Annotated in this window: 18 protein-coding genes; 15 read left to right on the top strand and 3 right to left on the bottom strand. The window is 42.9% G+C overall.

Annotated elements, in window-relative coordinates; translation table 11 throughout:
* Window positions 1-391 precede the first annotated feature (391 nt).
* Window positions 392-847, bottom strand: a complete 456-nt coding sequence (locus tag M8E35_RS20390) for an ImmA/IrrE family metallo-endopeptidase (protein ID WP_252471789.1) — start codon at window positions 845-847, stop codon at window positions 392-394.
* A 37-nt stretch (window positions 848-884) separates the two neighbouring features.
* The gene (locus tag M8E35_RS20385; protein ID WP_252471787.1) at window positions 885-1,292 is read right to left on the bottom strand and encodes a helix-turn-helix domain-containing protein; all 408 of its coding nucleotides are present in this window, start codon (window positions 1,290-1,292) and stop codon (window positions 885-887) included.
* Between the two features lie 105 nt (window positions 1,293-1,397).
* Here M8E35_RS20385 and M8E35_RS20380 point away from each other — a divergent pair, with 105 nt between their 5' ends.
* The 8 genes from M8E35_RS20380 (at window position 1,398) to M8E35_RS20345 (ending at window position 5,865) form a co-directional block, all read left to right on the top strand.
* Window positions 1,398-1,610, top strand: a complete 213-nt coding sequence (locus M8E35_RS20380) for a helix-turn-helix domain-containing protein (protein ID WP_252471785.1) — start codon at window positions 1,398-1,400, stop codon at window positions 1,608-1,610.
* Between the two features lie 270 nt (window positions 1,611-1,880).
* Complete coding sequence (locus tag M8E35_RS20375) at window positions 1,881-2,324, top strand: hypothetical protein (protein WP_252471783.1); 444 nt, start codon at window positions 1,881-1,883, stop codon at window positions 2,322-2,324.
* A gap of 194 nt (window positions 2,325-2,518) precedes the next feature.
* Window positions 2,519-2,716 carry a hypothetical protein gene (locus M8E35_RS20370; RefSeq protein WP_252471781.1) on the top strand — a complete coding sequence of 66 codons (198 nt, stop codon included), beginning with the start codon at window positions 2,519-2,521 and terminating at the stop codon, window positions 2,714-2,716.
* Window positions 2,717-2,998: 282 nt separating this feature from the next.
* Window positions 2,999-3,424, top strand: coding sequence for a phage tail terminator family protein (locus M8E35_RS20365; RefSeq protein ID WP_252471779.1), 426 nt, complete (start codon window positions 2,999-3,001; stop codon window positions 3,422-3,424).
* Window positions 3,411-3,593, top strand: a complete 183-nt coding sequence (locus M8E35_RS20360) for a hypothetical protein (RefSeq protein WP_252471777.1) — start codon at window positions 3,411-3,413, stop codon at window positions 3,591-3,593. The genes M8E35_RS20365 and M8E35_RS20360 overlap by 14 nt, the downstream gene beginning before the upstream one ends.
* Window position 3,594: 1 nt before the next feature.
* Window positions 3,595-4,911, top strand: a complete 1,317-nt coding sequence (locus M8E35_RS20355; RefSeq protein ID WP_252471775.1) for a phage tail sheath family protein — start codon at window positions 3,595-3,597, stop codon at window positions 4,909-4,911.
* Between the two features lie 3 nt (window positions 4,912-4,914).
* A complete protein-coding gene (locus M8E35_RS20350; RefSeq protein ID WP_252471773.1) occupies window positions 4,915-5,382 on the top strand; it encodes a phage tail tube protein in 468 nt (155 codons plus the stop codon).
* A gap of 60 nt (window positions 5,383-5,442) precedes the next feature.
* Window positions 5,443-5,865 carry a phage tail assembly chaperone gene (locus tag M8E35_RS20345; protein ID WP_252471771.1) on the top strand — a complete coding sequence of 141 codons (423 nt, stop codon included), beginning with the start codon at window positions 5,443-5,445 and terminating at the stop codon, window positions 5,863-5,865.
* A gap of 549 nt (window positions 5,866-6,414) precedes the next feature.
* Here M8E35_RS20345 and M8E35_RS27020 read toward each other — a convergent pair.
* Window positions 6,415-6,498 (bottom strand): putative holin-like toxin, encoded by an 84-nt coding sequence (locus tag M8E35_RS27020; RefSeq protein WP_373887467.1) that lies wholly within the window; start codon window positions 6,496-6,498, stop codon window positions 6,415-6,417.
* A 190-nt stretch (window positions 6,499-6,688) separates the two neighbouring features.
* Between M8E35_RS27020 and M8E35_RS20340 the strand changes: the two genes are divergently transcribed.
* From M8E35_RS20340 to M8E35_RS20310, 7 genes are read left to right on the top strand one after another with little or no spacing between them, the layout of a single operon-like run.
* A complete protein-coding gene (locus tag M8E35_RS20340) occupies window positions 6,689-8,308 on the top strand; it encodes a phage tail tape measure protein (protein WP_373887466.1) in 1,620 nt (539 codons plus the stop codon).
* Window positions 8,308-8,955 carry a LysM peptidoglycan-binding domain-containing protein gene (locus tag M8E35_RS20335; RefSeq protein ID WP_252471767.1) on the top strand — a complete coding sequence of 216 codons (648 nt, stop codon included), beginning with the start codon at window positions 8,308-8,310 and terminating at the stop codon, window positions 8,953-8,955. Before M8E35_RS20340 ends, M8E35_RS20335 begins: the two co-directional genes overlap by 1 nt.
* 16 nt (window positions 8,956-8,971) lie before the next feature.
* Window positions 8,972-9,958 carry an XkdQ/YqbQ family protein gene (locus M8E35_RS20330; protein WP_252471764.1) on the top strand — a complete coding sequence of 329 codons (987 nt, stop codon included), beginning with the start codon at window positions 8,972-8,974 and terminating at the stop codon, window positions 9,956-9,958.
* Window positions 9,958-10,314 (top strand): DUF2577 domain-containing protein, encoded by a 357-nt coding sequence (locus M8E35_RS20325; protein ID WP_252471762.1) that lies wholly within the window; start codon window positions 9,958-9,960, stop codon window positions 10,312-10,314. The genes M8E35_RS20330 and M8E35_RS20325 overlap by 1 nt, the downstream gene beginning before the upstream one ends.
* Complete coding sequence (locus M8E35_RS20320; protein WP_252471760.1) at window positions 10,311-10,712, top strand: DUF2634 domain-containing protein; 402 nt, start codon at window positions 10,311-10,313, stop codon at window positions 10,710-10,712. The genes M8E35_RS20325 and M8E35_RS20320 overlap by 4 nt, the downstream gene beginning before the upstream one ends.
* Window positions 10,712-11,749, top strand: coding sequence for a baseplate J/gp47 family protein (locus M8E35_RS20315; RefSeq protein WP_252471758.1), 1,038 nt, complete (start codon window positions 10,712-10,714; stop codon window positions 11,747-11,749). Before M8E35_RS20320 ends, M8E35_RS20315 begins: the two co-directional genes overlap by 1 nt.
* A 4-nt stretch (window positions 11,750-11,753) precedes the next feature.
* Window positions 11,754-12,302: a YmfQ family protein gene (locus M8E35_RS20310; protein ID WP_252471756.1), complete on the top strand. Its 549-nt coding sequence runs from the start codon at window positions 11,754-11,756 to the stop codon at window positions 12,300-12,302.
* Window positions 12,303-12,308: the final 6 nt, after the last annotated feature.

Raw genomic sequence — 12,308 nt, 5'->3', positions numbered from 1 at the left:
TCAGAGTACAAGTAGGAAATATTGTGATATAAGGAAGTAGTTTTAGGTTGATGGAACGCCGTGTGAATACGAAAGTTCCGTGCACGGTGTGGAGCAGGGGAAAAAGTGGAGATCATATCAAAGCTTTACCTATTGCTATCGGGATTAAAGAGAGAGCCTTGCTACAAACTGGTTAGAGTAAGATGTTTATTTTTTATGATACGTGGTATGTGGTGAATCACAATATTTGGTATAGAAAATGGCATCTGCTGAGGGGCAGGTGCCATTTTCTATGAGAGGATAAAAAAATGGAGCGATTCAATTATAGTAATCTCTTTTCATGCAGGTTTAAAGCTTTAGTTTTGTGAAGTACTCGTCTGAAACCGGGGGTGCAGGGCTTGGACTATTATAATTACAGCAAAGAAATATAAGGTGCAAAAATAGGAAGGTAATCATCTTCAGTGAAATATTGAGCCATTTCTAAAGGGATACCTGTCCTCATAAATAGCTGTTCAATTGTTTCACCAGCCATAATTCCAGAGTTGGACGAAAGTAACTGAACGGCAAATATGTTAGCCTGTCGTTCATACTTATTAGTATTTTGTAAGGAATGTTCATCCAGAAAGAAACGGTTTAAGCCTCGGTGTAATCGGTCATGGGCTAATTCATGGGCACATATAAAACGTTGCCAGAAAAAATTAATTCTGCTATTTATCACGATAAAACGACGCCTTAGTTTGCAGTAATAAACACCTCGAGTGTGATCCCCAAGATCGGCGAAGCGTATATGGATATTTAGCCTTTCAGCTATAGTGAAGGGGCAATTGGTTTTGTAACGCTTGACTAAAGTAGAAATAAGTTTGTCCATTTGATTCGCACCCCTTTTAGAAATGACACCAGGAGAGTTACTTCTTGGTGTCATATGTGCTACTGGGCTTATTTTTTCTCTTATTCATATGTTTAGCCTCCCAAAAGAGTCCGGTCAAAACATCCATAACGCGTTTTCGGTCCTCTTTATCAATGGGTACGCCGTCAAACATGAGGTCTCCATCGTCTTCGAGCATTTTTTTGAAATCTCTTCTGTCTTTGGGCGTAGCCCAAGACGGGCTAATATTATTCGTTTCAAAGCTAAGCAGGTAGTCCGGTGTTACATTGTGAAATGCCGCAATTTTTTTGAGCATTTGGATATCCGGTTTGGCAATGTCATTTTCCCAAGAATTATATCGAGGCCTCTTCACTTCCAGAGCATCTGCAATTTGGTCTTGAGTTAGCCCCCTTTTATTTCTTAGTTCGGTTAACAGTTTGCCAATCATAAGATCCTACTCCTTTATTTGATAATAATATTACCAAAGAACACTCTTGACGATAATTAAATTATCAATTATAATGGGCCTTACATAAGGGGGTTGAGTAAAATTATGCCAATAAAGCGCAACTTTTTCACAACATGTCGTAAGGAAAAAGGTATTCAAAAGAAAGTCGCTAAAGAGAATGGAATTTCCGAAGTTTATACGAGAATGATTAAAAACGGAACATTTACCCCTGGAAGGGATTTATTATTTGAGTTGTATGACATTATGATGAGCGGATTGAGAAGTTATTCTCAGATCTTAATACTAAAAAAAGCATAAACTGATCGATAATTTAATTATCTGTTTTGTATTATAATTGATAAGAATATTATCGTCAATGCAATATGGAATTTTTTTTAGTATTAATGATAATTAGATTATCAAAACGGACGTTGTGATAATTGTAAGTTTGTTCACGCCAATGGAAAACAATTGAGGTGGGGACAAATAAGGATTCGCAAGGTAGTGCAAATAGTATTTGATTTGTTGAGTCAGTGTACACAGTGTTGTGGGAGAGCTAGGAGAGCTTTGTGCTAGAAAGGGGATATTATGGATCAAGCAGAGAAGAAAAACAAAAAGCCTGAGTGGTACTTGTTAACGATTAGGAGACTCTATCAATATCCAGAGGATAAAAAGCGGTTATGCATTTTGAATGCCCAGTTGGGAAACGAACTGCCAAAGACAACGGCGAGCTACTCGCTAACTCCTGCACCCACAAGGACTAGTGATCAAACAGGTGGGATTGCTTCTAAACGTTGGGAAACAGCGCAAGAGATTAGCGAGTGTACACTTCGTATCAAGGAGATAGAAATTATCCTCGCTGGATTTGGAGAAGACGAAAGGAAGATAATTGAATATCGCTATTTTAGTAAACATAATTATGACTGGTGGGTAGCAAAACAGATGAAAATACCCCTTAGAACTTATTATCGCGTAAGAGATGAACTGTTGGGAGAGGTGGCAATTCTGTTAGGAATATATAAACGTGATTAGCGAGTCAAAAAGGGAACGTATGTTTGGCACTTTTTTGGCAGAGGGTTTGCACTTTGTTTGGAAAAAAGCGTGGTACAATAATATTGTGAAAGAAGTCAGGAACGAGACCTGCTCGTGACATAACCATCCTCTCACTAGAGCGCTCCGATAAATTGGGGCGTTCGTTTTTTATGCCATTAAGCGAGGTGCAAGCCGTGAAAACCAAAACAGAACATTGCTCTTTATTCTCTCCAATAAAACCAAGTCTTAAAGAAACCTGTGCCAACTGCTTAAAATGGACGGGGAAACAATGTGGGGATGAAGGCGAGTTTCAAGAGAACTACGAGGATACTGCCCGGTTTAAGGCTTGGGATAGGATGATGCGAAGCAACCGAGGGGTAACGATGGTATGAGCGGGTTTCTGTTCCAGATAGTTCTTTCATGAAGAATTTAAGGCTAGAAGAATAGCTTCAAACGACCAAGGGTATAACCAAGGGTCTATTAGAATTGAAAGGGGGTGAGTTGGAACTGACGTATACTATAGCAGTTTTAGTTTCAGGTGTAAAACTCTGACATCAATCATAGAGCACCTTATCTGAACAGCGATGACGAAAGGACGGGGGAATAAGTGAGCAAAATAATAACTTCATTATATTAGATGGACTTAGACAGGCGAAGGTTAAGGAGATGATTCGATGATCACCGTCAATAGTGTCCTAGATAGCGTGATTGCCGTACTGGATCAAAATTTCCCTAATATTAACACATACAGCGAAGAGAGTGATCAAGGCTTGGAAGAGCCTTATTTTTATGTAAAGCTGTTTCCTGTGTCGCAGAATCAGCTGCTGGGTCAGCGCTATCAGCGCAATCACTCATTCGATATTCATTATTTTGCAGGGAGCAATGAAGCCTTACATGACGTGGCTGAGCAATTGTATGACAAGCTGGAGCTGATCAGCGTGGACAGTGGACTCGTCAGAGGCAGCGGAATGCGTCACGAAATCGTTGACGGTGTGCTTCATTGGTTTGTGGCTTACAATTTCCAAGTTATGCGAAGTGTTGAACCAGATTCATTAATGCAGTCTATGAAACAGGAGGGATATCTACGTGATAAAAACTGAAAAAAGAGAAAAGCAACTCACGAAGATTTATAGTAAACAGCAGGTTTTGCAGTCCCAGCAATATCTACACAAGGATTTGCTGGATGCGCTTTTGGAAGAAGGACAGAAATACACCCATGATCAGGTTAAAAAGAAACTTGAAGATTTTCTAAAAAAGGAGGCTAAATAAGATGGCAGCAGGTACATGGACGACACAAAATAAAGTACGACCGGGAGTGTATGTCAATTTTAAATCAGAGCCCCAGGTGGCAGGTACACTTGGAGAGCGAGGGATTGTCTCTCTTCCGCTTATGCTCTCATGGGGTGAGCCCAACCAAATCATCAGTATTGAAGCAGGCGAAGACACCTTTGTCAAGCTGGGTTATTTGATGGGGGATGCCAATCTGCTTTTAGTCAGAGAGGCTTTGCAACGCGCCAAAACGCTGCTCTTATACAGACTCAATATCGGGACAAAGGCAACGGTGACTATTGGTACCCTTACGGCAACAGCCAAATGGGGTGGTGTAAGAGGGAATGATGTGTCTCTGCTCATTCAGCAAAACATTGACGATGATACCAAATTTGATGTCACTACATTAGTGGATGGGGCTGAAGTAGATCAACAGACAGTGCTCAATATCGCAGGTTTAGTGGAGAATAATTGGGTTGTATTTTCGGGCACTGGAGCTCTGGTGGAAACGGCGGGCGTGCCTCTCGTGGGAGGTGCAGATGGCACGATCATTAATCAGGCATATGTTGACTACTTGTCAGCAGTCGAGATCTGCGATTTCAATACTGTTGCCTTGCCTTCGACAGACGACACTCTTAAAGCAACATTCGTAGCCTTTTGCCAACGTCTTCGAGATAACGAGGGCAAGAAAATTCAAGTAGTCCTTGAAAATTATCCAACGGCTGATTACGAAGGTGTAATCAGTGTCAAGAACGGAGTTATCCTTTCCAATGGCACAACCCTGAGCGCAGCTCAAGCTACGGCCTGGGTAGCCGGTGCAACCGCAGGTGCCCAAGTGAATGAATCTCTAACCTATCAGGCTTATGATGGGGCAGTCGATGTGGCTCCCAGGTATACCAATACTCAGATCATTGCAGCGCTACGGGCTGGGGAATTTGTGTTTACAGCTAATGACAATAAGGCCATTGTAGAGCAGGACATTAATACTCTAACCACATCGAGCTTAGAAAAAGGAAAGCAGTTTGCCAAGAACCGCGTGATCAGAGTCCTCGATGGAATTAATAATGACCTTGTCAGGATTTTCAGTGAGTTTTACATTGGACAGGTATCCAATAACCCTGATGGACGAAACCTGCTGAAAACCCAGTGTGTCAGATATATGGAAAAACTGCAGGGCATGGATGCTGTCCAGAATTTTGACTCTCAAACAGATTTAACAGTCCAAGCGGGTAATGAATCAGACAGTGTCTATATCGAGGCATATGCTCAGCCGGTAGATTCTATCGAGAAAATCTATGTGAAAGTGCAGGTGAGATAAGGTATGGCATTTCTTAAAGCAGAAGATGCAATATCCGGAAAGCAAGGCAAGGCTTTTGTCACAATTAATGGTCGAGTAGAAGAACTGTTTTATGCCAAAACGGTGGAAGCGACCATCGAAAAGACGAAGGCAGATGTACCTATTTTGGGAAAAACGAATGTCGGCAAAAAGGCTGCAGGTTGGTCTGGCACCGGGACTTTGACGATTTATTACTTTACGAGCATGTTTAGGGCTCTTATGCTGGAATATATCAAGACTGGCAAAGATTTTTATTTTGATCTGCAGATTGTGAATGAGGACCCCGCTTCTACAGTTGGCAAGCAGACCTCCGTCCTCAAAGATTGCAATTTGGACAGCGTGGTGGCCGCAGCCTTCGATGCAACGTCAGATGATCCGTTGGAGGAAGAACTGCCTTTTACGTTTGACGATTTTGATCTATTGGATCAGTTTAATGCACCAATCGTCAGATAATACAAGTATTTCGCGTGGCAGTTATATCGAAATCATAACTAAATTCTGGAGGAAAAGAAAATGAGTGATTTACAAGGATTTTTCGCGCAAAATGCAGGACCTGATCTTAGCAAAGAAGTTGTGGTATCCGAACGGTTTAAGGACAAAGACGGCAAGCCGATACCCTGGAAAATCCATAGCATAACTGAAGCGGAAAATGAAGAGTACCGAAAAGCAGCCACTCGGAAAGTAAAGGGGAAAAATGGTTCACAGCAGTCTGAAATAGATCAGAACATTTATCTGGCCAAAATCATCGTGGCAAGTGTCGGCTTCCCTGATCTGAAAAATGCTGAGCTGCAAAAATCTTATGGCGTCATAGGTGCTGAAGAGCTGCTGCGCAAGATGCTGTTTCCCGGAGAATATGCGACCCTTGTTCAGCAGGTCCAAGAACTGAACGGTTTTGATCAAAGCCTGGAAGACTTGATGGATGAGGTAAAAAACTAATTGAGGAGGGCGAGGGTGAGTGGAATTACGCTTACTACGCCCTCCACGAACTCCATATTCTCCCTGATGAGCTGGCCCAAAAAACACGAGAAGCTAAGGCCGCTATTTATGCCATGATTGATATTCGAATTAAAAAGGAAAGGCAAGACAGGGCAAAGATGAGGAAAAAATAACTTCTAAGTATTCTTAAATTTATGATTTACTCATTTAGATAGGAAAATTTACTAGCTTATAAGGAAAAAGGGTGTAAATGGGAAGAGATATAAGTAAAGAGGTCAGCGAGGAAGGTGAAAATCGGTTGCTGAAATTGCCGAAATGTGAGATAACGCCTTCAAGAAAAGTGGCATTAAATCCAGAACCAAGGAAAGCCTCAAACTTGCTTAATTTATCATTATGTAAAATTCAATAATTATGGTATACTAATGATAGAAGTTACGTATCGTAACAGCAAGGAGCCATGCGGCAAACATGACTCCTTGTGTAACAGCCGCTTAAAGGGCGGACGGCTTAGGGTGACGGATAGACCGCAAACCTTTCGGCAAGGGCGGTCTATTTCCGCTTATGGAAAGAAAGTATTAACACCACCAACGTCGCGAATGAAATCATAAGCGTTAACGTTTGGTATACTTCCATGGCATCACCTCCCTTCGGAGGAATGCCGACCGCCCTGCAAGCCTTTTCTGTTACCAAATTTATTATAGCATACAAGCACTTGAAACAGAGTGCTTTTTATTATGCACAAAAGGAGGTTTCCGATTTGGCAACAATTGATTCAATCTTGAGCTTTTTTAATGCATCATCTCGCCTCCAGGCTACTGTAGAGATGCTCACGGAGTTAGGAAAAGCTAGCATTGGTGGTGCAATGGAGCAACAAAAAATTCAAGATATGTTTATCGCCCGGACCGGAAATACAGAAATTGGGACCGCAATGTTCGATAACTTTAAACTGGAGGCTCTCGCCGCCGGGCAGGATGTCAATAAAGCCTTGCAGAGTAGTCTCACATTTCTCTCGTCTGCTCAAAATGTAGATCAAATATCAAAGCTAAATGATTTTGCGTTTCGTCTAAACGCGTTTGACAATGCGGGAAATGGGATTGAAGGGGCCGCATTAGCTATAAAGGGAGCAATGTCAGGCAACATTACTTCTTTAGCTAAAAGCTTTAATATGTCAGAGGCTGATATTAAAGCCTTTGACATTGATGATCTAGGTAAGTCGGGAAACATTGATGGTTTCATTAAAGCGTTTGATCAGCTCCTCGAAAAACAGAATATGGGGCAAGCGGCCTTTGATCAAATGATGAAATCGCCAACAAAGCAGTTGGAAGCTTTGACGAACAATATGAAATCCAGCTTTGCTGATGCAGGGGAACAAGCCATGGAAGCCCTTACTCCTCTCATGACTAGATTAAATAATGCTTTTCAGAAGGGGAGCTTTCAACCATTCTTTGAAGGTCTGAGTATGGGCTTGTTTTTGATCGTTACCGGCCTTCAGTGGCTCGTTAGTACCGGGGAAAGAGTCTGGCCTTTGCTACTACAAGGGTTAGCAATGATTGGCGATGTTGCTTATAATGTGGGAATCATTCTTGTGGGGCTCTCTCCATTCATTTTAGGTATAGCTACAGCTTGGGGAATATATAACGCAGTTATATTTATAACGGGGACACTAATTCCAATGATCACAGCGTTTACAGCTGGCTGGTCCCTTGTAACGCTCCAATTGGCGGGGGCAATGTCGTTTGCCATATTAAAGCAAAGAGTGCTTAACTTTGTGATGAGCATGAATCCTATCGGAATAGTCATAGCTTTAATCGTAGGGTTAATCACAGTATTGGGGACCTTCGCTATAGTCACAAACGGCATTAGGACTGTATTTAGCTCAGCTTTTGGATTTGTTGTGGATGTTGTTCAGAGTGCAATAAACTTTGTGCTTGGAAATATCAACAATGCAATCAATGCGATTAACAAAGTGTCTGGATTTTTCGGTGATCTTCTAGGCATTGATGCTAAGCAGATACAGGAAATTGAATTCCGGGCGGACTTCTCACAATTTAAAACAGCGGGACAAGATTTCATTGAAAATATCAGTCTAGAAGATATCAAGAAGAAAATCGGAATGACTGATCTTGGTATGGATACCTCATATTTGGACCAACAAAAAATCTTGAATGACTGGAACGGAGGAGCAGCCAACTTTTCTACCATCGACCGCGTCAACGAAGTCGGCAAAATAAACAACACCGTTGACATCTCCAGCGAAGACCTAAAAACTATGCGTGAACTGGCTGAAATGAAGAACATCCAAAACTTTGTGACCCTTACTCCGACGGTAGCCATGACAACAGGCGATATTAACAACGGGCAGAGTGTAGATTCAATCATAGTCAAGATTAAGACGATGCTGGAGACCGAAATTTCCTCATCTGCTCAGGGGGTGTATGCATAATGCCGTATGGAATAGAATTGAGTTTTAATGACAAGGCAGAAATCTTTCAACTGCCTGTCATGCCTGGGTCCCTTGAAATCAGTGAATCTGTCAATGGCAAAACTTATAACATCGTTGCCTTAAGAGAAATCAATGTGATCAAGAACCTCAAGCTCACTGAATATGAATTTAGCAGCCTTTTCCCAGCTCAACGCTATCCGTTCGTAACAGTTCAAACCCTCCTGAAGCCCATCGAATACGTAAAACTCATTGTAAAGTGGATGGAGTCCAGACAGCCCATTCACTTTATTTTCACCTCTGATCACTACGAGATCAACACCTTGGCCAGTATCGAGAGTTTTGATTGGAAAGAAGTTGCTGGCGGGGTGGGAGACATTGACTATGACATTAAGTTGAAAATGTATGTACCCTATGCCGCACTGAAACCTTCAATTACTACTGTTGTTGCGACAACAGCAGCTCCAGCTCGACCGAATGAGACACAACAGCCTAAAATCTATACTCTCCTGGCTGGTGATACTCTTTGGGCTGTCGCTAAACAGTTTCTTGGCAACGGAGCTCGTTGGACGGAAATTCAAACGCTGAACGGCATTACTGATGCTGAGATAAAGCGATTGCAGATTGGCAGAGTTCTAAAGCTGCCCTAAAAGGAGGTTCTCTGATATGCTCAAAATACAAATCGACAACAAGGACGGCAACGTGTGGGATATTTCTATGCTTGCAGCAGATGTAAGCTGGAAAACCAGCCGGATTGGCAAAGCTGGCAGCCTGGACTTCACCCTAATCAAAAACGCTCCAGGGCAAGACAAAACGTTTAAGTACAGTAACGGGGATATCGTCAGCGTTCAAAGAGCTGAAGATGGAGCCGATATCTTTTATGGCTATATTTTTTCCATCGATGGGGGAAGAGATGAGGAAGTCAAGATAGCCTGTTATGACCAAATACGCTACCTCATGGCTAATGATACTTATGTGATGACAAATGTCACAGCGTCTGAGGTCGTTCAAAAGATAGCAGCAGATTTTAACCTAAAGCTGGGCCAGATCGACGATACTGGATACCGAATTCCTGTCATGAGCGAGGACAATCAAAAGCTGTTGGACATCATCTGCAAGGCTTTGGATCTGACTCTCATTAACTCAGGCAAGAACTATGTCTTCTTTGACAATTTTGGCTCCCTGTCCGTTAGAAATGTAGAGGATTTCTTGCTGGACTTCTTCATTGGCGATAGTAGCCTTATGACGGACTATACCCATAAAACGTCTATAGACTCCGACACTTACAATAAAATCAAACTCTATCACGACAATAAAGACTCAGGTAAGCGTGAGGTCTACATTACCCAAGATAGTGCGAATATGGCTAAATGGGGAATTCTGCAGCTTTACCAGAGTGTCAATGAGAATTTGAACGAAGCTCAGATCAATGAAATGCTAGAGATGCTGTCTAAACTGAGAAACAAAGAGTCTAGAACTCTGAAAGTTGAGGCCATCGGCGATCTTCGAGTAAGGGCAGGAAGCTATGTTCGAATACAGATTCAAGAGTACGGAATCAATCAGCCTTTCCTGGTGGATGAATGTACCCATAGTTTTGACGGAGCAGATCATAAAATGAGCCTAGAACTTAAAGCAATTTTGAAGGTGATATAATGGCAAGTTTACTAGATGTCATAAAAACTGCAGGAATGGACGCAGTGGGAGCCACTAACCCTGTAACCGTGATGTATGGAGAAGTCATAACAGTTAATCCGCTCAGTGTGATGGTTGATCAACGATTCACCCTTACGGCGGATTTTTTGATGGTGCCGGAAAGCATGACCTTGTTTGAAATGGACCTTAATCATGTTCACCCCTATACAGACAATGGATCTGTGCGCAGTACATCTGAGGCTTTAGCCGAAAAGATAGTCATTCGTCCTGGTCTTAAAACTGGGGATAAGGTCTTGATGCTTCGGGTCCAGGGCGGGCAAAAATTTGTAATCCTAGATAAGGTGGTGACGGCGTGATCCCAGTCAGAGGAACAATAACCCAGGATACGATCCAAGAAATAGAGCAGCCGTCACTCACTTGGAAGCTGGATGTGTCTAAAGATCGAATTGTAGGCAGGTTAGACGGCATTGAGGCAGTCAAGCAGGCAGCTTATAAGATTTTACTAACTCCACGCTTGAAGCACCTGATTTACAGTTCTAACTACGGTTCTGAGCTGGAGAAGCTGATCGGCAGCAATCCAGTTTTTGTTCACTCGGAAATAACCCGGATGATCAGAGAAGCCCTGACTCAGGATGACCGAATCTCTTCCATAGAAAATATTCAGACCACAGTTGCCGGAGATAGTCTATTGGTGGAATTTGCAGTCATCAGCAGTTATGGGAGCTTTGACATGACCCAGGAGGTGAGAACATAGTGTATGAAACCCAGACGTATGAGTTAATACTCAAAAGAATGCTAGACCGAGTAGACGCTGACCTAGACAAACGAGAGGGCAGCATTATTTATGACGCCCTATCCCCCGCCGCCGCAGAATTGGCTCAGGCTTATGTTGCGCTGGAAATTAATCTGAAACTGTCCTCCACCCAGACTTCAAGTAGTGAGTACCTGGAATTCAGGACATCAGATTATGGGGTTACCCGTAAAGCCGCGACGAAGGCACGACGGAAGGCCTTGTTTTTTGGTCAAAATGATACCCCTTTGGAAGTGGCCCTGGGTAGTCGTTTTTCTATAGAGCGAGTTAACTATCAGACTACAGAGCGGACTTCAACCGGTCATTATATCTTGGAGTGTGAAGTCGCCGGCAGCATAGGTAATCAGAACTTCGGAGCCTTGTTGCCCATTGACTATATTAGTGGACTTGTAAGGGCAGAGCTGGCCGATATTCTGATCCCTGGAGTAGATACAGAGTCGGATGACGATCTAAGACAGCGATATTTGCTGCGAGTTCGGCAACCGGCAACCTCGGGAAATGCTGCTCAGTATCGGCAGTGGGCCACAGAAGTATCCGGCGTAGGAGATGCGAAAGTCTTTCCATTATGGTCAGGACCGGGGACAGTGAAGCTTGCCATAGTGGATACCGAAAAACAGCCAGCCTCCACAACCTTAGTGGACGAGGTTGGAGACTACCTTGAAACCGTGCGGCCTGTTGGTGCTGCGGTGACGGTTGTTTCGGCAACTGCTAAGGGGATTAATGTTTCTGCTGTGGTAGTGTTGGCCTCAGGGTATGCTATCCAAGCTGTGTCAGATGCTTTTAGTGTATCCTTGGAAGCCTATTTGCAAGAGATGGCTTTTACAAGTACCTATGTTAGTTATGCCAAGGTTGGGACACTGCTGCTTAATACACTAGGAGTCATCGATTATACAAGCTTGACAGTTAATGGCGGCAGTGCAAATGTGGCTTTGGCGGATGAAGAAATACCGGTGCTGGGAACCGTAGGACTGGGGGTATGAATAGATGTCTGAATACTCGATACCTGATCTCATGAAATATCTGCCTGAGTATTATCAGGGCATTCGAGAAATGAAAAGACTCCAAGAGACTGCGTCGGATGAGATGGGTCTTTTTTTGTTTGCAATTGACGATGTGCTGAGTCAATGCTTCGTGGATTCAGCCACATGGGGCTTGGATTACTGGGAAAGCCAGTTAGGTTTAACCACAGAGGTTAATAAGCCTATCGACCGGAGAAGAGAATCTATAAAAGCAAAAATTCGCGGCTCTGGCACAACCACCAAACAAATGATCATTGATACTGCATCCGCCTTTTCGGGCGGGGAGGTGGATGTCATTGAGTATCCGGCAGAATATCGCTTTGAGGTGCGGTTTACTGGGGTAAAAGGTATTCCACCTAACATGCCGGGGTTTATTCAGATGCTCGAACAAATTAAGCCAACCCATTTAGGGTACAGTTTTAAGTATTCCTATACTTGGTGGGATTCTTTGAAAAGTCTCACTTGGAATAGCGTGAACTTGATGACTTGGAATGAACTGAGAGTTTATGAGTAAAGGAGA

The sequence above is a fragment of the Desulfosporosinus nitroreducens genome (genome assembly GCF_023897015.1).
In the GTDB taxonomy this organism is placed as follows: Bacteria; Bacillota; Desulfitobacteriia; order Desulfitobacteriales; family Desulfitobacteriaceae; genus Desulfosporosinus; species Desulfosporosinus nitroreducens.
This window is presented reverse-complemented; position numbering and strand designations above follow the sequence as displayed.